17 protein-coding genes and 4 tRNA genes are annotated in these 21,337 nt (G+C 73.3%); 18 read left to right on the top strand and 3 right to left on the bottom strand.

Annotated features, from left to right (window positions below; translation table 11 throughout):
* Positions 1–82 precede the first annotated feature (82 nt).
* Positions 83–1,306 (top strand): radical SAM family heme chaperone HemW, encoded by a 1,224-nt coding sequence (gene hemW, locus BRM1_RS03555; RefSeq protein WP_160953971.1) that lies wholly within the window; start codon positions 83–85, stop codon positions 1,304–1,306.
* A gap of 6 nt (positions 1,307–1,312) precedes the next feature.
* Here hemW and BRM1_RS03550 read toward each other — a convergent pair whose 3' ends face one another.
* Together BRM1_RS03550 and BRM1_RS03545 are read right to left on the bottom strand one after the other, a co-directional pair.
* Positions 1,313–2,233: a DUF4870 domain-containing protein gene (locus tag BRM1_RS03550; protein ID WP_268528265.1), complete on the bottom strand. Its 921-nt coding sequence runs from the start codon at positions 2,231–2,233 to the stop codon at positions 1,313–1,315.
* Between the two features lie 287 nt (positions 2,234–2,520).
* The gene (locus tag BRM1_RS03545) at positions 2,521–3,402 is read right to left on the bottom strand and encodes a DUF3097 family protein (protein ID WP_268528262.1); all 882 of its coding nucleotides are present in this window, start codon (positions 3,400–3,402) and stop codon (positions 2,521–2,523) included.
* 323 nt (positions 3,403–3,725) lie between these two features.
* Between BRM1_RS03545 and hrcA the strand changes: the two genes are divergently transcribed.
* From hrcA to BRM1_RS03500, 9 genes are all read left to right on the top strand, one after another.
* On the top strand, positions 3,726–4,736 hold the full coding sequence (gene hrcA, locus BRM1_RS03540; protein WP_160953968.1) for a heat-inducible transcriptional repressor HrcA: 1,011 nt from the start codon (positions 3,726–3,728) through the stop codon (positions 4,734–4,736).
* Positions 4,737–4,840: 104 nt separating this feature from the next.
* A complete protein-coding gene (dnaJ, locus tag BRM1_RS03535; protein ID WP_268528258.1) occupies positions 4,841–5,971 on the top strand; it encodes a molecular chaperone DnaJ in 1,131 nt (376 codons plus the stop codon).
* Positions 5,968–6,801, top strand: coding sequence for a 16S rRNA (uracil(1498)-N(3))-methyltransferase (locus tag BRM1_RS03530; RefSeq protein WP_268528255.1), 834 nt, complete (start codon positions 5,968–5,970; stop codon positions 6,799–6,801). Before dnaJ ends, BRM1_RS03530 begins: the two co-directional genes overlap by 4 nt.
* Positions 6,802–6,977: 176 nt before the next feature.
* Positions 6,978–8,042, top strand: a complete 1,065-nt coding sequence (locus BRM1_RS03525) for a PhoH family protein (RefSeq protein WP_326957925.1) — start codon at positions 6,978–6,980, stop codon at positions 8,040–8,042.
* Positions 8,039–8,515: an rRNA maturation RNase YbeY gene (gene ybeY, locus BRM1_RS03520; RefSeq protein ID WP_160953964.1), complete on the top strand. Its 477-nt coding sequence runs from the start codon at positions 8,039–8,041 to the stop codon at positions 8,513–8,515. The genes BRM1_RS03525 and ybeY overlap by 4 nt, the downstream gene beginning before the upstream one ends.
* A gap of 12 nt (positions 8,516–8,527) precedes the next feature.
* Positions 8,528–9,823 (top strand): hemolysin family protein, encoded by a 1,296-nt coding sequence (locus BRM1_RS03515; RefSeq protein WP_268528248.1) that lies wholly within the window; start codon positions 8,528–8,530, stop codon positions 9,821–9,823.
* Positions 9,820–10,761, top strand: a complete 942-nt coding sequence (era, locus tag BRM1_RS03510) for a GTPase Era (protein ID WP_160953962.1) — start codon at positions 9,820–9,822, stop codon at positions 10,759–10,761. Before BRM1_RS03515 ends, era begins: the two co-directional genes overlap by 4 nt.
* 101 nt (positions 10,762–10,862) lie before the next feature.
* Positions 10,863–11,870, top strand: a complete 1,008-nt coding sequence (zapE, locus tag BRM1_RS03505) for a cell division protein ZapE (protein ID WP_268528241.1) — start codon at positions 10,863–10,865, stop codon at positions 11,868–11,870.
* A gap of 169 nt (positions 11,871–12,039) precedes the next feature.
* Positions 12,040–13,059, top strand: a complete 1,020-nt coding sequence (locus BRM1_RS03500) for a 1-aminocyclopropane-1-carboxylate deaminase (RefSeq protein WP_160953960.1) — start codon at positions 12,040–12,042, stop codon at positions 13,057–13,059.
* Positions 13,060–13,443: 384 nt separating this feature from the next.
* Here BRM1_RS03500 and BRM1_RS03495 read toward each other — a convergent pair whose 3' ends face one another.
* Positions 13,444–13,845 carry a TIGR02611 family protein gene (locus tag BRM1_RS03495; RefSeq protein WP_268528235.1) on the bottom strand — a complete coding sequence of 134 codons (402 nt, stop codon included), beginning with the start codon at positions 13,843–13,845 and terminating at the stop codon, positions 13,444–13,446.
* A 441-nt stretch (positions 13,846–14,286) separates the two neighbouring features.
* On the opposite strand from BRM1_RS03495, the gene BRM1_RS03490 reads away from it, so the two are divergent.
* The 8 genes from BRM1_RS03490 to BRM1_RS03455 all read left to right on the top strand — a co-directional run bounded on the left by BRM1_RS03490 (position 14,287) and on the right by BRM1_RS03455 (position 21,336).
* Positions 14,287–14,359 (top strand) — tRNA-Gly (locus BRM1_RS03490).
* Positions 14,360–14,383: 24 nt separating this feature from the next.
* Positions 14,384–14,454 (top strand) — tRNA-Cys (locus tag BRM1_RS03485).
* A 22-nt stretch (positions 14,455–14,476) separates the two neighbouring features.
* A tRNA-Val gene (locus BRM1_RS03480) sits at positions 14,477–14,548 on the top strand.
* A gap of 48 nt (positions 14,549–14,596) precedes the next feature.
* Positions 14,597–14,668: transfer RNA gene (locus BRM1_RS03475), tRNA-Val, on the top strand.
* 196 nt (positions 14,669–14,864) lie between these two features.
* Entirely contained in the window at positions 14,865–16,241 is a 1,377-nt protein-coding gene (locus BRM1_RS03470; RefSeq protein WP_268528233.1) for a DUF4190 domain-containing protein, read from the top strand.
* A 324-nt stretch (positions 16,242–16,565) separates the two neighbouring features.
* A complete protein-coding gene (gene thrS, locus BRM1_RS03465; RefSeq protein ID WP_268529686.1) occupies positions 16,566–18,521 on the top strand; it encodes a threonine--tRNA ligase in 1,956 nt (651 codons plus the stop codon).
* A gap of 179 nt (positions 18,522–18,700) precedes the next feature.
* Positions 18,701–19,357, top strand: a complete 657-nt coding sequence (locus BRM1_RS03460) for an HIT family protein (protein ID WP_268528232.1) — start codon at positions 18,701–18,703, stop codon at positions 19,355–19,357.
* Entirely contained in the window at positions 19,354–21,336 is a 1,983-nt protein-coding gene (locus tag BRM1_RS03455; protein WP_268528229.1) for an alpha/beta hydrolase family protein, read from the top strand. The genes BRM1_RS03460 and BRM1_RS03455 overlap by 4 nt, the downstream gene beginning before the upstream one ends.
* Position 21,337: the final 1 nt, after the last annotated feature.

Raw genomic sequence — 21,337 nt, 5'->3', positions numbered from 1 at the left:
TGCGGGTGTGATTCGCATCCTATGCGAGGCCCTCGGCCCTCGCCGGTGCCGGAGCCGCCCGCGGCGGTGCGGAGGAGGCAAGATGCCGGCACAGCCGGAGGGCGAGGCGCCCCCGCGCGACGGTGCGCTGCCCGCCGGCGCCACCGCGGACGCCGCCGGCCGCCCGCTGAGCCTCTACGTCCACGTGCCCTACTGCCGCGTGCGCTGCGGCTACTGCGACTTCAACACGTACACCGCCGAGGAGCTCGGGCCGGGCGCCTCGCGTGCGGACTACCGGCCCACCCTCGCCCGCGAGGCGGACCTGGCACTGCGGGTGCTGGGGGCCCACGGTGCGCCTCCGCGGCCGGCCGCCACCGTGTTCTTCGGCGGCGGCACGCCCACGCTGCTGCCCGCCGAGGTGCTGGCCGGGGTGCTGGGGGACCTGCGGGCGCGCTTCGGGCTGGCCCCGGACGCGGAGGTCACGACGGAGGCGAACCCGGACACGCTGACCCCCGAGGGGCTGGAGGTCCTCGCCGCCGCCGGGTTCACCCGCATCTCGATGGGCATGCAGTCGGCCGTCCCGCACGTGCTCGCGACCCTGGACCGGACGCACGACCCCGCGCGCATCCCGCAGGTGGTCCGGTGGGTCAAGGAGGCTGGCATGCAGGTCAGCGTCGACCTCATCTACGGCACGCCCGGGGAGTCGCTCGAGGACTGGCGGCGCAGCCTCGAGGTGGCCTGCGCGGTCGCCCCGGACCACGTCTCCGCATACTCGCTCATCGTGGAGCCGGGCACGCGGCTGGGCGCCCAGGTGCGCCGCGGGCAGCTGCCCATGCCGGACGAGGACGACCTCGCGGACAAGTACGAACTCGCCGACGCGGCATTCCGCGCGGCGGGGCTGCACTGGTACGAGGTGAGCAACTGGGCGACCGGAGCGGACACGCGCTGCCGGCACAACCTCGCGTACTGGGCGGACGCCGACTGGTGGGGCTTCGGGCCCGGGGCGCACTCGCACATCGGCGGGGTGCGGTTCTGGAACGCCAAGCACCCGCTGGCCTGGACGCAGCGCCTGGCCGAGGGGCTCTCGCCGGCGGTGGGTCGCGAAGTGCTCGACCCGCAGACCAGGGAGATCGAGCGCATCATGCTCGCCGCCCGGGTGCGCCGCGGCCTGGCCCTCGACTCCCTGCCCCCAGGAGCCCAGGACCTCGTGGCCGGCTTCGGGGCCGCCGGGCTCCTCGAACCCGATGGCCCCTGGTTCGCGCCGACGCTGCGCGGCCGGCTGCTGGCGGACTACATGGTCCGCGAACTCACCGGGCTCATCGCCTGAGCGGCCTCACTTGACCATGTCGAAGGCCATGGGCGGCTTATAGCCCTGGCCGGCATTGGCCTTCATCGCGCCCATGATCGCGATGACGATCTCGAAGACCCACAGCAGCGGGGTGGTGAGCAGACCGATGAGGACGTAGATGAGCACCGCGCTGAGGGTCATGGCGATCACCATGACGATCGAGAAGTTCAGGCACTGCCGGGCCTGCTCGCGCACGTAGGGCGAATCGCCCTTCGTGAGGAACATGATGAGCGGCATCACCCACCCGATGAGCAGCGTGCCGAGCCACGTCCACATCGCCAGCTGGCGCTCGTCCTGCGAGGCGTTCCAGAAGCGCTCGGAGCCGTCGCCGTAGGCCTGCGGGGGATAGGGGCCCCGGGGCACCGGCCGGCCGCCGGGCCCGGGCGGCGGGCCCGGGTAGGTGTGCGGCTGGCCGGGATTGCCCGACGGCGGGCCATACCCCTGCGAACCGGGCGGCACCTGCTGCGCGCCGTAGCCCTGCGATGCGGAGGGCTGCGAGGCGCCCTGCGAACCATAGGGCTGCGCGCCGTAGCCCTGGGACCCGTAACCGTGAGACGCATAGCCCTGCGAACCGGGGGGCTGCGAGCCGTAGCCCTGCGGGCCGGAGGCCTGGGGGCCGGCGCCCGGCTGGGGGGCGGCGGAAGCGGGGTAGCCCGAACCGGGGTGTGGTGCGCTCGGGGGGCGGTTGTAGTCCGGGGGCATGGGCCGACCGCTGGGCGCGGTATCCGGTGCCCCCTGGGACGCAGGCTGACCGGGCGCGGGCTGGCTGGGCGCCGGCTGCTGGGCCTGGTTCTGCGCGTTGAGCTGGGAGTGGGGCCCGAACTGGGGCACCTGGGAGCCGGTGGTCGGCGGCGGCTGGGAGCCCTGGTACGGCTGGTCCGGCTGCTGATCGTCCTGCTGCGTCATGGTGCCTCATCTCCTCGAGTCCGAGTGGGGTCCTGCCGGGCACGACATTACCGAACGTGGCCGGGCGCGCCAGGGCGCCGCGGTGCAGATCCGCCACATCGGGATCGCGGGACGGCGCAGGCAGGCGGCGCAGGCGGGCGGCGCCACCGGGAGGCTTGGGCTCCCGCCCACTGCGGCAGTGGGCGCGCCGGCGGCAGCGGAGCGCACCCCGAGCCTCGGGGCAGCCCGCCGGTTCCCCCGGAGTCCCGTTGGGTCCCGCAGCGGCGCCGCCCCGGCAGTGCCCGGGCTCAGCCCTGCGGGCCGCCGTCGACCGTGACGAAGTCGATGAGCTCCTCGACCCGGCCGGCCAGCGCCGGCTCGACGTCGGCCATCCGCCTCACGCGGCCGAGGATCGTGGCCCAGGCCCGCGCGGCATCGCGGTGGTCCGCGTGGGGCCAGCCGATGCGCTTGAGCACCCCGAGCTTCCAGTCCTCGCCGCGCGGGACGTCCGGCCAGGCCGCGATGCCCACGACGGCGGGCCTCACGGCCTGCCAGATGTCGATGTAGGGGTGGCCGATGATGTGCACGACGCCGCGGTATTCGCGGCGGGCGAGGATGTCGCGGGCGATGCGCGTCTCCTTCGACCCGGCCACGATGTGATCGGCGAGCACCCCTACCCGGTGGGCCGGGTCCGGCCGGAACTCGGCGAGCTTCTCGCCCAGCAGGTCGAGGCCGCCCAGCGGCTCGACGACGACGCCCTCGATGCGCAGGTCATCGCCCCAGATCCGCTCGACGAGCTCCGCGTCGTGCTTGCCCTCCACCCAGATCCGCGAGCCGATCGCGGTGCGCGCGCGGGCCTCGGGCACCGCGATGGAGCCCGAGGCGGTGCGGCCGGGCGCGCGCGGCCCCGGTGTGGCCGCGCGTTCCGGGCGCGTGAGCTCGACGGGTCGGCCGTCGAGGAGGAAGCCGTGGCCGAGCGGGAACGGGCGCACCCGGCCCGCCCGGTCCTCGAGCCAGACGGAGAAGCCGGCCGAGGTCTTCTCCACCTTCGTCACGGCACCCACGTACCCGCCCTCCACGACCTCGACGACGAGGCCGGGGGCCGCGGGGCGCTTGGGCACGGGCGCGCGGCGCAGCGTGCGCGGTCCGGAGGAGAGGACATCGGAGCCATAGGGATCGCGGAAGACCATGGTCCCACCGTACGCACGGTGCGCCCCGGTGCCCGGCAGCGACGCGGGGTGCGGCAGGCACCGGTGCAGGGTTGCGGTCGGCAGCGACGCGGGGTGCGGCCCAGTCCGGGCAGCGGCGCGCACGGGCACCGGTCGTTGAGCCGGCCCGGGGTCAGGCGTAAGGTTGGCACTCGTTGCCGGTGAGTGCCAGCGAGGGCCGATCGACCCGGGGCCGCGTGAGCAGAACCCCTGAGCGGGGCCCGTCCCCGCGGGGCCGCCCTGCACCTCCGGCGCACATCCGCACATCAGAGACGCGAAGCGAGCACGGCGAGGAGGGCACTGCGATGAGCGACGAGCGCCGGACCCGCGTGCTGCGGGCCATCGTCGAGGACTACGTGGCCACGAACGAGCCGGTCGGCTCGAAGGCCCTCGTGGACAAGCACGAGCTGGGCGTGTCATCGGCGACGATCCGCAACGACATGGCCGCGCTCGAGGCGCAGGGCCTCATCGCCCAGCCGCACACCTCGGCGGGGCGGATCCCCACCCACATGGGCTACCGGGTGTTCGTCGACCGGCTCGACGAGATCAAGCCGCTGACCGCGGCCGAGCGCCGCGCGATCGCTCGGGTGCTGTCCGGTCCCCTCGACGTCGACGAGATGCTCGAGCGCACCGTGCGCCTGCTCTCCGGCCTCACCCACCAGGTGGCGCTCGTCCAGTACCCCACCGCGACGAAGGCCGCGCTGCGCCACATCGAACTCGTCGACCTGGCCCCCGGGCGGGTCCTCGCGGTCCTCATCACCGACTCCGGCCAGGTCGAGCAGCGCCTCGTCGACCTCGGCCAGACGGTGGGCGAGGACGACCTCGCGGGGCTGCGCGACGCCTTCAACCGCGAGCTGCGCGGGGTGCGGGTCACCGCGGTGGCCGCGGCGCTCGCCGCGGTCACGGCGGCCCCCGAGCTGGCCGCGGCCCGCGCGGCGATCGCCCAGGCGATCGCCGAGCTCGCCGCGCTCGTGCGCCAGGAGCGCCTCGTCATGGCGGGGGCGGCTAACCTCGCGCGCGCCGGCCGGGAGCTCGGCGAGCACATCGGCCCGCTGCTCGAGGCGTTCGAGGAGCAGGTCGTCATGCTGCGCCTGCTCGCATCGATGGCCGATGAGCCGGACCGGGTGAGCGTGAGCATCGGCTCCGAGAACGCCCTCGAGTCCTTCGCCACGACCTCCGTCGTCGCCAGCAGCTACGGCGTGGACGGAACAGAAGCCCGCCTCGCGGTGTTGGGCCCCACGAGGATGGACTACCCCACGACCATGTCCGCGGTGCGCGCCGTGGCCCGCTACATCTCCGTCATCCTGGCGGAATAGCCCACAGGCAACCGGCGCGCGGGCCGTCGGCCGGAGGGCCGTGCCCGCCGCCCGGGCCCCGCGGGGCCCGCCGAGCGAATGAGCGAACGAGCAGAAGGAATCACGTGAGCGATCACTATCAGACCCTGGGCGTGTCCAAGGACGCCTCGGCGGAGGAGATCAAGCGCGCCTACCGCAAGATGGCGCGGAAATACCATCCGGACGTCAACCCGGGCCACGGCGACGAGTTCAAGGCCGTGGCCGTGGCCTACGAGGTCCTCTCCGATCCCGCCAAGCGCCGCAACTACGACATGGGCGGCGGCCAGTACGGACAGGGCTTCGGCGGCGGGGCCGGCGCGGACTTCGGCTTCTCCGACCTGTTCGAGACGTTCTTCGGCGGCGGCGGAGGGGCAGGCGGCCGGCGCAGCGCCGGGCCCGCCTCGCGCAAGCGCCGCGGCAAGGACGCGCTCATCGGCATGACGATCGACCTCAAGACCTCCGTGTTCGGCGGCACCGAGGACCTCGACATCACCACCGCGGAGGTGTGCGAGACCTGCGGTGGCGAGGGCACCCGGCCCGGCACCCACCCGGAGACCTGCGGGCTGTGCCACGGCCAGGGCTCCGTCCAGCAGATGACGCGCACCCTGCTCGGGCAGATGGTGACGAACCAGACCTGCACGAACTGCGGCGGCTACGGCACCGTCATCAAAGACCCGTGCAACAGCTGCAGCGGCGAGGGCCGCGTGCGCGCCCGCCGCACCCTCAGCGTCAAGGTGCCCGCCGGTGTCAAGGACGGCACGCGCATCCTGCTCGCCGGCAAGGGCGAGGTGGGCCCCGGCGGCGGCCCGGCCGGCGACCTGCACCTCGAGGTCACCGTCAAGGAGGACCCCGTGTTCCGCCGCGACGGCGACGACCTGCGCGCCACGCTCACCCTGCCCATGACAGCCGCCGCGCTCGGCACCACGATGACGCTCGACACGTTCGACGGCCAGCAGAGCCTCGAGATCCCCGCCGGCACCCAGTCCGGCTCCGTCGAGCGGCTGCCCGGCCTGGGCGCGACCCGCCTGCGCCACGGTTCGCGCGGCGACCTCCTCGTCACGATCGCGGTCTCGACCCCCGCCAAGCTCGACGACCGCCAGCGCGAGCTGCTCGAGCAGCTCGCCGAGGCGCGCGGGGAGCAGTCGCCCGAGCCCGTGCTCGGCGAGCCCAGCGCCAAGAGCCGCTTCTCCCGCTTCAAGGAGAGGTTCGGGCGGTGAGCCTCCCCGTCTTCCGGGCCGCCCGCGAGGAGATCGCGGCGGCCCGGCCGGGCGGGAGCGCCGACTTCGGGCCCGAGGTCGCCGGCCACGCGGTGCGGGTGCGCCGGATGCGCGCCGGCGAGCGCCTCGAGCTCGTCGACGGTGCCGGCACACGGGTGCGCGGCGCCCTCGCCCGCGCCGAGCCCGAGGCGATCACGGTCGACGTCGAGGCGGTTGAGCACGAGCCCGCGCAGGAGCCGGCACTCGTGCTCGTCCAGGCGCTCGCGAAGGGCGACCGGGACCTCGCGGCGATCGAGGCCGCCACCGAGGTGGGCATCGACGCCGTCATCCCGTGGGCCGCGCAGCGCTCGATCGCGGACTGGCCGACCAAGAAGGCGCAGCGCATGGCCCGCCAGTGGGACAACCTGCTCACGGCGGCCTCCCTGCAGGCCCGGCGCAGCCGCTTCCCGCAGCTCCTGCCCCTTGTGCGCGGCACGGCCGCCGCCGGTGCCGTGCGGCCCGGCGATCGCGCCATCGTGCTCCACGAAGCCGCCGTGGAGCCCTTCGCCCACGCGCTCGCCCGCCCCGTCGCCGACGGGGACGGCGCAGCGCCCGGAGCCGCGGCGGCCTCGACCGCGCATCCTGGGCGCATCCTCGTGTTCGTGGGACCGGAGGGCGGGATCGCCGAGGCGGAGCTCGCCGCGCTGCAGGCGGCCGGGGCGCGGCCCGCCGTGCTCGGCCCCACGGTGCTGCGCGCCTCGACGGCAGGCCCCGTCGCCGCCGCACTCGCCCAGCAGCTGCTGGGCCGCTGGGACCTCGGGGCCGGCCCCGCGCCCGCCGGCGCCCGGTAGACTGGCGCCAGCCCGCCCGTGCGGCGGGCACCCACGTTCGCCCCGCCGCGCGGGGCAGGAGAGGACACGCCCTGCTCAACCCCGACAGCCAGGCCGACGCCCCGGGCACCGCCGCCCCGGTCCGCGAGGAAGCAGCCGCCGCCGGCGCGCCCGCGGACGGCGGGCAGGAGGCGCGCGTGCGCATCGCGCTCCCCGAGGACCTCGACCTCACGGGCCTCTACGGGCCCGCCGACGTCAACCTGCGCACCCTCGAGGAGCTTGCACCCGGCACGCGCATCCACGTGCGCCAGCGCGACATCGCCGTGAGCGGCCCGCGCGCCGAGGTGGACGCGCTCGTCGAGACGCTCGGCCAGCTGCGCGCGATGGCCGTGGGCGGGGCCCGGATCGACCCGGAGACCGTGCGCCGCATCCACCGGATGGACGCGCGCGGGGCCCGGCCGGCCGATGTGCTGGGGGCGAACATCCTCTCCCACCGCGGCACCTCGATCCGGCCCAAGACCTTCGGCCAGCACGAATACGTCCGCGCCATCCGCGAGCACACGATCACCTTCGGGCTGGGGCCCGCGGGCACGGGCAAGACCTACCTCGCGATGGCGATGGCGGTGAGCGCGCTGCAGCGCCGCGAGGTCTCGCGCATCATCCTCACCCGCCCCGCGGTGGAGGCAGGCGAGCGGCTGGGCTTCCTGCCCGGCACGCTGGGGGAGAAGATCGACCCCTACGTGCGGCCCCTCTACGACGCGCTCCACGACATGATCGAGCCGGAGAAGATCAAGCTGCTGCTGGACTCCGGGGTCATCGAGGTCGCGCCGCTGGCGTACATGCGCGGGCGCACGCTCAACGACGCGTTCATCATCCTCGACGAGGCGCAGAACACGACGGCCGAGCAGATGAAGATGTTCCTCACCCGGCTGGGCTTCGGCTCGCGCATGGTCGTGACCGGCGACACGAGTCAGGTGGACCTGCCCGGCGGCACACGCAGCGGGCTCATGGTCGTCCAGTCCATCCTCGCCGGCGTGGAGGAAATCGCGTTCGAGGAGCTCACGAGCAAGGACGTCGTGCGCCACAGCCTCGTCACGGCCATCGTCGACGCCTACGACCTCTACGGCGCCCGCGCGCAGCGGCCCGCCGGCGGTGCGGACCGCGGCCCCGAGGGCCACCGTGGCCACCGCGGCCAGGGCCGGCGCGGTGCGGCCCGCGGCGCGGACAGCCGCGGGGGCGACGGCCAGGGCGGGCGCGCGTGAGCATCGAGATCGGCAACGAGACCGCCGCCCCGCTCGACCTCGAGGAGGTCCGGGAGCTTGCGGCCCACGTGCTCGCCCAGATGCGCATCCACCCGCTGGCGGAGGTCGCGATCCGCTTCGTCGACGAGCCCACCATGAGCGAGCTGCACGTCCAGTGGATGGACCTCGAGGGCCCCACCGACGTCATGTCGTTTCCCATGGACGAGCTGCGCCCCGACGGCGAGGAGGGCATGCTCGGCGACATCGTCGTGTGCCCCGCGGTCGCCGCGGCCCAGGCCAAGGCCGCGGGCCACTCGACGATGGACGAGGTGCTGCTGCTCGTCGCGCACGGCCTGCTGCACCTCATGGGCTACGACCACGCCGAGCCCGAGGAGCGCGCGGAGATGTTCGACCTCCAGCGCCACCTCCTGCTGACCTGGTTCGCCGAGCGCGAGCCGGGCCGCACCTCGGTGCCCGAGCCCACCGAGGACTGAGCGGACAGCGCCATGGAGCTCTTCGGTTTCCTCATCGCCGCACTGGCCTGCCTCGTGCTCGCCGCCGTGCTCGCGGCCGCCGACGCCGCCGCCTTCGTCGTCTCCCACCACGAGGTCTCCGAGGCCGCCGAGGAGGGCCGGCGCGGCGCCGCCGCCGCGCAGGGAGTGCTCGCGGACCTGCCCACCCACATCAACGTCATCGCGTTCGTCCGGCAGCTCTTCGAGGCGCTGGCCACCGTATGCGTCGTCATCGGATTCTCCATCGTCTGGCCGCTGGGCTGGCAGCTCATCGTCGTGAGCGTGCTCGTCTCCGCGATCGCGGTGTTCACGATCGCGGGCATCTCGCCGCGCACGATCGGCCGTCGCCGCCCGCTGGCCGTCATGCTCCTGCTCGCGCCGCTCGTGGCGCTGCTGCGCCGAGCACTCGGCCCGGTCGCCCGCGTGCTCGTGTGGCTGGGCAACATGCTCACCCCGGCCCGGGTGTACCGCGATGGCCCGCTCGTGACCGAGGAGCAGCTGCGCGACCTCGTCGAGCGCGCCTCGGCGGGCAACATCATCGAGGACGAAGAGCGGGACATGATCGAGAGCGTCTTCAAGCTCTCGGACACCCGCGTCAACCGCGTCATGGTTCCCCGCACGGACCTCGTCGCCGTCCACGCCGGCACGAGCCTGCACAAGGCCGCGAACCTCTTCTTCCGCTCCGGGTTCTCCCGCGTGCCGCTCATCGACGGCGACCTCGACGAGGTGACCGGCGTGGTCTACCTCAAGGACGTCGCCCGCCGGCTCCACCAGCACCCGGAGGCCGCGGACGACCCCGTGGACGAGATCGCCCGGGGCGTGGTCTTCGTGCCGGACACGAAGCCCGTCGACGAGCTGCTGCGCCAGATGCAGCTGGAGAGCACGCACGTGGCCGTCGTCGTCGACGAGTACGGCGGCACGGCGGGCATCATCACGATCGAGGACATCGTCGAGGAGATCGTCGGCGAGATCGACGACGAATACGACACGGCCGAACCGGAGATCGCGGAGCTCGACGGCGGGGTCTACCGCGTCGACGCGCGCATGCAGATCGAGGACCTCGCCGACTTCTTCGACGTCCGCATCGAGGCCGACGACGTCTCGACGGTCGGCGGCCTGCTCACGACTCTCATCGGCCGCGTGCCGATCGCGGGCTCGCGGGCCGAGATCGAGGGCCTCGAACTCGTCGCGGAGCCCGGCCGCGGGCGCCGCCACAGGATCGAGCACGTCGATGTCGCCCGGCTCGAGGCGCCCACTGACCCGCCCGCAGAACAAGGAGACCCCACATGAGCCAGCCGCACTTTCCCGAGGTCCCCGGCGACTTCCGCGCGGGCTTCGCCTGCTTCGTCGGCCGGCCGAACACGGGCAAGTCCACGCTGACGAACGCGCTGGTGGGGCAGAAGATCGCCATCACCTCGGCGAAGCCGCAGACCACCCGACACACGATCCGCGGGATCGTCCACCGCCCGGACCACCAGCTCATCCTCGTCGACACCCCCGGGCTGCACCGGCCGCGCACGCTGCTGGGCGCCCGGCTCAACGACCTGGTGGCGGCCACCCTGGCGGAGGTCGACGTCATCGGCTTCTGCCTGCCGGCCAACGAGAGGATCGGGCCGGGCGACCGCTACATCGCCGAGCAGCTGGCCGACATCGCCGGGCGCACGCCGGTCATCGCGCTCGTGACGAAGGCCGACACCGTCGACCGCGAGCGCCTCGCCCAGGCGCTGCTCGCGGTGGGACAGCTGGGCGATTTCGCGGACATCGTGCCGGTCTCCGCGCCCGACGACTACAACGTGGCCACCGTCGACGAGGTGCTCGCCTCCCACCTGCCGCTCAGCTCGCCGCTCTACCCGGACGGCGACATCACCGATGAGCCCGAGGAGGTCCTCGTCGCCGAGCTCGTGCGCGAGGCCGCGCTCGAGGGCGTGCGCGACGAGCTGCCCCACTCCCTGGCCGTGCAGGTCGAGGAGATGGCCCCGCGCGAGGACCGGCCCGCCGAACGGCCACTGTGGGACGTCCACGTGAACCTCTACGTCGAGCGCGACAGCCAGAAGGCCATCATCATCGGCAAGAAGGGAGCGCGCCTCAAGGAGATCGGCTCGCAGGCCCGCCGCGGGATCGAGGCGATCCTCGGCACCCCTGTCTACCTCGATCTGCACGTCAAGGTGGCCAAGGACTGGCAGCGCGATCCCAAGCAGCTCGGCCGGCTCGGATTCGACTTCTCCTGACCCGCGCCTCGGCGGGCGCTGGCGCACGACGGCCGATCCGCGCCCCGGCGGGCGCGGGACGGCGCGCGCAGTGAGCCTGGCCTTGGGTAGAGTGGGCGCCCGTGAGCGAAACCGTGCATCTGACTGACCGCAATCCCCGCGTGAGCCCCGACGAGCTCGTCGACGACCTCGTCCCGCCGCCCCACTTCTCCACCGTCTCGTTCGACTCCTATCGCCCCGATCCCGCGCAGCCCACCCAGGCGCAGGCGTGCGATGCGCTGGCCGCGTTCGCCGAGCAGCCCGCCAAGCGCGGCTTCCTCTCCAAGCTCATGGGCAAGGAGGACCGGTCGAAGGGCATCTACCTGGACGGCGGCTACGGCGTGGGCAAGACCCACCTCCTGGCCTCCGCGTGGCACCGGGCGGAGAAGCCGGCGGCGTTCGGCACGTTCGTCGAGTACACGAACCTCATCGGCGCCCTCGGCTTCCCGCGGGCCCGCGACGTCCTCACCCAGATGAAGCTCGTGTGCATCGACGAGTTCGAGCTCGACGACCCGGGCGACACCGTCATGATGTCGCGCCTCATGCGCGAGCTCACCGACGCCGGCGTGCGGATCGTCGCGACCTCGAACACCCTGCCCGGCGCACTGGGGGAGGGGCGGTTCGCCGCGCAGGACTTCCTGCGCGAGATCCAGGCGCTGTCCGACCAGTTCGACGTCCTCCACATCGACGGCGACGACTACCGCCACCGCGACCTCGACACCCCGCCGGAGCCCGTGTCCCGCGAGGAACTCGACCGCCTGGAGTCCGAGGCGCAGGGCGTCGTGGCCCGGGACGACTTCGCCGGCCTGCTCGACCACCTCCAGAGCGTCCACCCGTCGAAGTACCGCCGGATGATGGACGATGTCTCCGAGGTGCTCTGGGACTACGTCGTGACGATCGACAACGAGGGCGTGGCACTGCGCTTCGTCGCGCTCGTCGACCGGCTCTACGACCGCGGCGCCGCCATGCACAACTCGGGGGTGCGCACGGACGCGATCTTCACCGACGAGATGCTCCACGGCGGCTACCGGAAGAAGTACATGCGCTGCCTCTCGCGGCTGACGGCGATGGCCAGCGGCGCGGAGCGCTGAGCGCCGCGGCGCCGAGCGCGGCGCGCTCAGCGCAGCGGGCCGGAGGCCGAGCACCGCACGATCGCCGCGGCGGTGCTGAGACGCGGTTGACACGGGGCCCTGCCGCGGCTGTGATGGAGGCCACCCTCCCGCACGCAGACGCCGCGGAGGCACACGAGAGGACACCGCCGTGTCGATCCGCGACTTCGAGCGCTACCCGCTGACCTTCGGACCCAGCCCCGTCCACGAGCTGCGCCGGCTGTCCGCGCACCTGGGCGGGCCGCGCATCTTCGCCAAGCGCGAGGATGTCAGCTCCGGCCTGGCCTACGGCGGCAACAAGACCCGCAAGCTCGAGTACATCGTCCCCGACATCCTGGCCTCCGGTGCGGACACGCTCGTGTCGATCGGCGGCTACCAGTCCAACCACACCCGCCAGGTCGCGGCGGTCGCGGCCCACCTGGGGCTGAGCGCCCGCCTCGTGCAGGAGCGGTGGGTGGACTGGGACGATCCGGTCAACGACAAGGTCGGCAACATCGAGCTCTCCCGCATCATGGGCGCCGACGTCCGGCTCGACGACCACGGCTTCGACATCGGCATCCGCTCGAGCTGGGAGGAGGCGCTGGCCGAGGTCGAGGAGGCCGGCGGCAAGCCCTATCCCATCCCCGCCGGTGCCTCCGAGCACCCCCTGGGCGGCCTCGGGTTCGCGAACTGGGCCTACGAGGTCGCCGAGCAGGAGGAGGCCACCGGTGCCTTCTTCGACACGATCGTCGTGTGCACCGTCACCGGCTCCACCCACGCGGGCATGATCGCGGGCTTCGCCGCCCTCGAGGACGCCGGCGGCCGGCCGCGCCGCATCATCGGCATCGATGCCTCCGCCACGCTGGACAAGACGATCGCGCAGGTCACGCGCATCGCCAACCACACGGCCGAGCTCATCGGACTCGGCCGCGCGCTGCGCGACGACGAGATCACCGTGCTGCCCGGCTGGGAGGGCCCCGCCTACGGGATCCCCGACGAGCGCACGGTCGCAGCGATCCGCGACTGCGCCCGCCTCGAGGGCGTCATCACCGACCCGGTCTACGAGGGCAAGTCGATGGCGGGGCTCATGGACCTCGTGACCCGCGGCGACATTCCCGCCGATGCCACCGTGCTCTACGCGCACCTGGGCGGCCAGCCCGCGCTCAACGCCTACGCAGGCATCTTCGACTGATTTCGGCGCCCGCGGTTCGTGCGGGCTGCGGAGCGAGGTGCTCGTGGGGTTCGGCGCGGCTGGGGGCGACGTGCCCCGCCGCACGGGCTGGATACGGGCCGGGCTTGCCGACTGCGCTCTCAGCCGATGGGCGGGGGAGGCGTGCGTGTCCCCTGGATCCGTGGGCGGATCCGTCGGCGCGGCGCCGAGGCACCGAGTCCGCGGGCCCACGGTCCGTGTGTGAGCGCCAGAAGCACGCGGGCGATGGGCAAGACCCCAGGGCTTGGCGCTGGGGTGAGGGTCGGGGCAGCAGGAGGGACTCGGTGCACTTGGAGGGGCAGCGCAGTTGGAGCGCCAGCGCAGTTGGAGGGGCAGGGCAGCAGGAGGGTCAGCGCAGCAGGAGGGTCAGGGCAGCAGGAGGAGCTGCCGTGCCCACCCGGGCGTCCAGCCGGGCACTCCCGTCAGGTGCAGGCTCAGCCACACCGCCCCGCACACGCACGCACACGTCGCAAGTCCCAGCAGCGCCCCGATCGACCAGTGCGAGCGGCGCACCCACCGGCTCCACGCCTCGAGCCTGAGGCGGCCCCAGTGCAGGAGCCGCGAGGCGAAGTGGAATTCGCTGGCGATGATCGCCACCCCGCAGAACACGATGAGCCAGCCGGGACCGGGCAGGGGCACGAGCACGAGGCCCAGCAGCACGACCGCAGTGCCGAGGCCGCCCACGAGCGTGCGGTAGATCGCCGAGGTGTGGGGGTTGCGGTGCACGAGGCGCCGCCAGCGCAGGAAGCCCAGCCGCGTGCGGCGCACGGAGCGCCTGCGGTGGGCGTGGGGACGCACCCGCCGCGCGGGCTCGGCAGAACGCTGCCCGGTGCCGGCCGCAGGGTGCTGCGCGCTGGACTCCGCGGACCGCCCCCTGGCAGGCTCCGCGGCGGTGTCCGCGTCCGACCCCGGGGCGGGCATGGGCGCCGGGCGCGCTGCGGCGGGGGAGGGTGCTGTGGCGGATGCGGGGGGCACCGGGCCAGCCGGGCGCGGTGCGGAGCCCTCGGCCCGGGCGCCGAGGCGCCGGGTCCGGTGCGAAGCGGGCGAGCGCGGCATGGCCCAAGTATAGGAAGCGCGCCTGCCCGCGGGCTGACCGCGGGCGTGCCGGCGGTACGCGCGGCTGTGAGCAGGGTCACCGCGGCTCCGATTTGGCGCAGCCGGGGTGAGCGTATAGAGTTAGTTCCCGTTGCACGGGGAACCGGGCAGCGTGCGGATGTGGCTCAGTTGGTAGAGCATCACCTTGCCAAGGTGAGGGTCGCGGGTTCGAGTCCCGTCATCCGCTCGGAGACAGGCAAGGCCGTCTTACGGTGGAGTGGCCGAGAGGCGAGGCAGCGGCCTGCAAAGCCGTATACGAGGGTTCGAATCCCTTCTCCACCTCGACCGGGTAGCACCGGATCGAGCGCGATTGGCGCAGCGGTAGCGCGCTTCCTTCACACGGAAGAGGTCACTGGTTCGATCCCAGTATCGCGCACGCAGCCTCCGGGCTCGCAGCACAACCGAATAGCTCGCATAGAAATATGCGCGATTGGCGCAGCGGTAGCGCGCTTCCCTGACACGGAAGAGGTCACTGGTTCGATCCCAGTATCGCGCACAGCAGGCGGCGGCGCCGGGTTCGATCCCGGCGCCGCCGCCTTTTGCGCGTGGCCGTCCTTCGCGGTCTGCCGCACGATCCGGTTGAACGAGTCGGTGCGCCGATTCGCGGTGTTTCTGCCGCCGTTTCGGGGCGTGGGGAGCCGGGAGCCTAGTACGGTTGCAGGACAGGTTTTCCCGCGACGATAGGCGAGAGCATGTCCACCCCCCACGATCCGAACGATCTGAACCGGCCCGACGGCTCCCAGGGAGCCTCCGACGGCCAGGCCAGCCCCGGCTCCCAGCCGAACTTCGATCCGCCGCGCGATCCGTACGCCCAGGGATCGTACGGCGGTTCCCAGGGCGCCTACGGCGGTGGCGCCTACGGCGCCTCCGGCGGCGAGCGCGGGGGACAGGGCATGGAGGGCCCCGGGTCCGCCGGGGGCACCTCGGGCTACCCCGGCGGTGAGGGCTACCCCGGCTCGCAGCCGGGTGCGCAGGCCGGGCAGGGCGCGGGCGAGTCGAACCGCTACGCCGCGGGCAACGATCCGCTGGGCTCGCAGGGCGGTGGGGCCCACGGGGACGACCCGTACGCTCCCGCCGCGGGCGGCGACCGGTCCGCCCAGGGCGATCCCTCCGCGCAGGACGGGCAGTACGCCCAGGGTGACAACCCCTACGCCCAGGGCGACCCGTACGCCCAGGAGGGCCAGTACGCGCAGCAGGGGCAGTACGCCCACGACGGCCAGTACGCGCAGTCCGATCTCTACGCGGGTGCCGCCGCCGATCAGGCCGATCCGTATGCGGCCGGCTACGCGGGCGGGCCGGGGGCCGGACCCAGCGGCACGGACAAGAACTGGATGGGCCTGACCGCGCTCATCACCGGCATCGCCGGGTTCTTCACGAGCGGGCTGGGCAGCATCGCCGCCATCATCTTCGGCTTCATGGGCCTGAGTGCGGCGAAGAAGGGCCAGGCGAACAACCGCGGCATGTCGCTCACGGGCGTCATCCTGGGCTTCGTCTTCATCGCCCTGTGGGTCATCGCGTGGATCCTCATCATCGTCCTCGTCATCGCCGCGGGCTCGCAGGCCGGTTCCTCGGCCATCCCCAACGACCAGCCGCAGTCGTCCTCGACGGCGGGTGCCAGCCCGGGCTCGGGCAGCACCGCCGGCGGCAGCGGCTCCGGTTCCTCCGACGGTGCCGCGGGCGGTTCGACGCTCACCCTCGCAGACGGCTTGACGATGACCTCGTCGGTGCGCACCGCGACCGTGTCGCAGACCGCCTCGCCGGCCAACGTGCAGGGCAAGTCGATGGCCGTCGTGACGATGCGGCTGAAGAACGCCTCGTCGTCGTCCATCACACCGGGCTCCCCGATCGCGAACGCCACCGTCAACGGGGCGAACGCCGCCCAGGTGTTCGACTCGAGCCTCGACGGGACGCTGGGCTTCGGCCGCGCCATCCCGGCGGGGTCGACGAAGACGATCAAGGTGGGGTTCGCGCCGGTCACGGCCGCGCAGCTCAACGACCTCAAGGTCAGCTTGAAGTTCGTGGGCAGCTCCGGCGGCGTCAAGGGCGACTTCACCCTCTCGGCGCACTGACCGGCATGCCCGCCCGGCCGCGGGCCGGCGCCAGGCGTGTGCGCCGTGCCGGCGCCGCTGCGGGGCAGGCCGCCGCACCCGCGAAACCGCGGGTGCGGCGGCTGCGCGTCCGGACCAGGCGATAGACTGCCACCCGCGGGCACCCAGGGCGCCCGCGCCGCACCGGCCGGGCCACGGCGCCCCGGCGGCCGGACTGCCCGATCCGCGCCGTGGACCGCTGCACACCGTCCCGTGGACCCGATCCACACCACGAGCCACCCCAAGGAGAACTCCGTGTCCGACCCCGTATACCTCGACGGCGCACCCATCCCGTTCGAGGAGGGCATGACGGGCACGACGCTGCTGGCCGAGCGCCCGGACGCCATCGCCATCGAGCTCAACGGCGCGCCGGCGGACCTGGCGCGCGAGCTGGCGCCCGGCGACCGCGTGGCGCCCATCACCCTGCAGGACCAGGCGGGCCTGGACATCCTGCGCCACTCCACCGGGCACGTCGTCGCCCAGGCCGTCCAGGACCTGTTCCCCGGCACGAAGCTCGGCATCGGCCCCTACATCGCGGACGGCTTCTACTTCGACTTCCAGACCGCGGAGCCCTTCACGCCCGAGGACCTCAAGAGCATCGAGAAGCGCGCGCAGCGCATCGTGAAGGAGGGCCAGACGTTCCACCGCGTCGTCGTGAGCGAGGACGAGGCGCGCACGCGGATGGCCGACGAGCCGTTCAAGCTCGAGCTGGTCGCGGACAAGGGCTCAGCCGGCGACTCCGATGCCGCGGTCGAGGTGGGCGGCGGTGAGCTGACCGTCTACGAGAACCGCAATCGCAAGGGCGAAGTCGTCTGGCAGGACCTGTGCCGCGGACCCCACCTGCCCTCGACGAAGGCGATCGGCAACGGCTTCGCCGTGACGAAGAACTCCGCGGCCTACTGGCGCGGCGACCAGGCGAACGCGAGCCTCCAGCGCATCTACGGCACCGCGTGGGCGAGCAAGGACGATCTCAAGGCCTACCAGGAGCGCCTCGCGGAGGCCGAACGGCGCGACCACCGCCGCCTGGGCGCGGAGCTCGACCTCTTCTCGTTCCCCGAGGAGCTGGGGTCCGGGCTGCCCGTCTTCCACCCCAAGGGCGGCATCATCAAGCGCGAGATGGAGGACTACGTCCGCCGCCGGCACATCGAGGAGGGCTTCGAGTACGTCGGCACGCCCCACATCTCGAAGGAGTCCCTCTTCTACACCTCGGGCCACCTGCCCTACTACGGCGAGGGCATGTTCCCCGCCCTGCAGGTCGACGAGGAGCGCGACGAGTCCGGGGCCGTCGTCAAGCAGGGCACCCCGTACCGGCTCAAGGCCATGAACTGCCCTATGCACAATCTCATCTACCGCTCCCGGGGCCGGTCGTACCGGGACCTGCCGCTGCGCCTGTTCGAGTTCGGCACCGTCTACCGCAACGAGCCCTCCGGCGTGGTCCACGGCCTCACCCGCGTGCGCGGCTTCGCGCAGGACGACTCCCACTCCTACGTCGCCGAGGAGGACGCGGGCGCGGAGATCCGCCACCTGCTCGACTTCGTGCTGGGGCTGCTGCGCGACTTCGGCCTCGACGACTTCTACCTCGAACTGTCCACGCGCGACGAGGACGGGAAGAAGAAGGACAAGTTCATCGGGTCCGACGAGGAGTGGGAGCAGGCGACGCGGACCCTCGAGGAGGTGGCGCGCGCGACCGGCCTCGAACTGGTGCCCGATCCGGGCGGCGCCGCGTTCTATGGGCCCAAGATCTCCGTCCAGGCCCGCGATGCGATCGGCCGCACGTGGCAGATGTCGACGGTTCAGCTGGACTTCAACCAGCCCGAGCGCTTCGACCTCGAATACCAGGCCGCCGACGGCACCCGCAAGCGGCCCGTCATGATCCACTCGGCGAAGTTCGGCTCGATCGAGCGCTTCCTGGGCGTCCTCACCGAGCACTACGCGGGCGCATTCCCCGTCTGGCTGGCGCCCGTCCAGGTGGTGTGCGTGCCGGTCGCGGATGCGTTTGCGCCCTACCTCGAGCGGGTCGCGGCCCAGCTACGCGCCGCCGGGGTCAGGGTCGAGGTCGACGACTCCGATGACCGGATGCCCAAGAAGATCCGCAACGCCACGAAGCAGAAGGTCCCCTACATCCTCATCGCCGGTGGTGAGGATGAGGAGGCCGGCGCGGTCTCGTTCCGCTTCCGCGACGGCAGCCAGGACAACGGGGTGCCGGTGGCCGAGGCGGTCGAGCGGATCGTGCGCGCCATCGCCGAGCGCGCCCAGGTCTGAGCCGCGCAGGCGCGGGTCCGCCGTCGTCCGAGCCCGTGCAAGCCCGGCCCGCGACTCGGCGGCCCGGCCCTCCCGGGAGCCCCATCGTCGGGGCCGAACCGCGGGGGCCGGCCGACCCGCCCGAGCACATCCCGCCCCCGTACCCTGGCATCCTGCCCGCCCAGCCGAAGGAGACGCCCATGGCAGACACCGACGCAGCCCCGAGTCCCGCCGCCTCGGGCACCACAGCCGACCCAGGCACCGCAGTCGACCCGGGCACCACAGCCGACCCAGGCGCCCCGGCAGGCATCCCCGAGCCCGAGGCCGCGGCCGGCTTCCCCGGCGAGCCCGACGGCCTGCAGCGCCTGTGGACCCCGCACCGCATGGTCTACATCGGTGGCGAGGACAAGCCCGCGGACGCGAGCACCGGGCAGTGCCCGTTCTGCGCGGCGCCGGCGCAGGGCGACGACGCCGCGGCCCTCATCGTGGCCCGCGGCACCAGCGTCTACGCGATTCTCAACCTCTACCCGTACAACCCGGGCCACCTGCTCGTGTGCCCCTACCGCCACGTTGCGGACTACACGGAGCTCACCGAGGAGGAGACGGTCGAGCTGGCCCACTTCACGCAGCGGGCCATGCGCGTCATCCGCAGCGTGTCCCATCCGCACGGGTTCAACCTGGGCATGAACCAGGGCGGGGTCGCCGGCGCCGGCATCGCCGCCCACCTCCACCAGCACGTCGTGCCGCGCTGGGGCGGGGACGCGAACTTCCTGCCGATCATCGCCCAGACCAAGGCGCTGCCCCAGGTGCACGCGGACGTCCAGCGCCTCTTCTCCGAAGCCTGGGACGCCGCATGAGGCCCGCGGACGTGCCGCTCATCGCCACCGCCTCTGACCCGGTGGACACGGCCGACGGCCCCCTCTTCGTGCTCCGCCGCCCCGACCTCGAGACCGATTCCTACGCCTCCCAGGTCTTCCGGGCCGGCCCGGAGCCCGTGCGCGTGAGCCACGGCTGGGCCGACTCCGGGCTGCAGCGCGCCGCGGATGTGCCGGTGTGGGGCCTGCTGCGGGCCGAGGCTCCCGGGCAGGCGCCCCAGCTGCACGTGGGCGAGCACCCCGGCGCGGTGCGCCGCGTCAGCGACTTCCACCTGGGCGTCTCCGCATTCGCCCTGAGTGCCGATGGCCGCACGGCGCTCGCGGTCGCCCGCATCCCGGAGGCCGGCCGGTACGGCACGGACCCGGACGTGGGCCCCGCCGCCGAGGCGCCCCGCCGGATCGTCCACTCCGACTACCTGGCCAACGGGCTGGGCTACCTGCGCGACCGCCCGGCCCAGGCGTTCCGCATCGACCTGTCCGAGCCGGGGGAGGAGCTCACCGGCCTGCTCGGCGGCACGGACACCGCCCCCGCCGTCGCGCTCGCGTGGCCGGGTGCGGACGTCGCCGATCCCCAGCTGCGCCCCGACGGCACCGCCAGTGCCATCGCTGCGGTGAACCACGGCGCGCAGACGCCGGACCTGCGCTCGACGGTGTGGCTGCTTAACGAGCAGACCGCCCGCCCGCTCGACCTGGGCGACCTCGCCGTGAGCGCGCACCGCTGGATCGACGACACCCGCCTCGCCTTCCTCGCGTCCGACCGCTCCGCGCGCCCCACGGACTTCGTCGCCCAGCTGGGCGGCCTCTTCCTCCACGACACGGCCACGGGCGCCACCGTGCGCCTGACGGACCCGGACGACATCGACCTGGGCGGGCCGCTGCGCATCCACGACGGCCGCGCGTGGGCGCTGCTCACCGAGGACGGTGGGGTGCGGGCCGTCGCGCTCGACCTGCCTGCGGCGCTCGACGGCGCGCCGTGCCTGGGCCGCGGGGACCTCGAGCCGCTCACCCCGGCCGACCAGGTGGTCACGGGCTTCGACCCCACGGGCGGGCGCCTCGTGTGGACCGCGGAGACCCCGGAGCACACCGCTGCGGTCTTCGCCGCAGCGGCCGCAGGCCCCGCGGGCGCAGGCCCCGCAGACACCACGCCCGCGGCCCGGCAGCTCTGGGCGGCCACGGCCCCAGCCGACATCGCGGTGCCCCGGCGGCTCGTGGCCCAGGGCGCGGGCGGGGACGTGCACGGATGGCTCGCGGTGCCCGCGGGCGAGGGGCCCTTCCCCGTCATCCTCAACATCCACGGCGGGCCCTTCGCCCAGTACACCCACGCGCTGTTCGACGAGACGCAGGTGCTCACGGGCGCCGGCTACGCCGTGGTCTACGCCAACCCCCGCGGCTCGGCCGGGCGCGGCCGCGCATGGGGCAAGGCCGTCCAGGGCGACTTCGCGGACCCCGCAGCCGCGGACGTGCTGGCGGTCCTCGACGCGGCGCTCGATGCCGACGAGCGGCTGGACGGCGCGCGCCTGGGCGTGCAGGGCGGTTCGTACGGCGGCTATCTCACCGCCATGATCATCGGCTCCGACCACCGCTTCCGCGCCGCGATCATCGAGCGCGGCTACCTAATGCCGCACTCGTTCACCGGCACCTCGGACATCGGCACGTACTTCAGCGAGGAGTACACGGGCGCGGAGCCCGCGCGCATCCGCGCGCAGTCGCCGCTGCGCGCGATCAAGGGCACGCGCACCCCCGCGCTCGTCATGCACTCGGAGCAGGATCTGCGCTGCCCGCTCGAACAGGGCCAGCAGATGTACCTCGCGCTGCAGCGGGCCGGCGTGGAGACGGAGATGCTCGTCTTCCCGGGTGAGAACCACGAGCTCTCCCGCTCGGGCCGCCCCCGCCACCGCGTCCAGCGGTTCGAGGCGATCCTCCAGTGGTGGCGGCGCTTCCTGCCGGCCGATCGCGGCTGAG

This window comes from Brevibacterium sp. BRM-1 (assembly GCF_026802075.1).
GTDB classification, from domain to species: Bacteria; Actinomycetota; Actinomycetes; order Actinomycetales; family Brevibacteriaceae; genus Brevibacterium; species Brevibacterium rongguiense.
The sequence above is the reverse complement of the archived record's forward strand: the minus strand, read 5'-3'. Positions and strand labels throughout refer to the sequence as shown.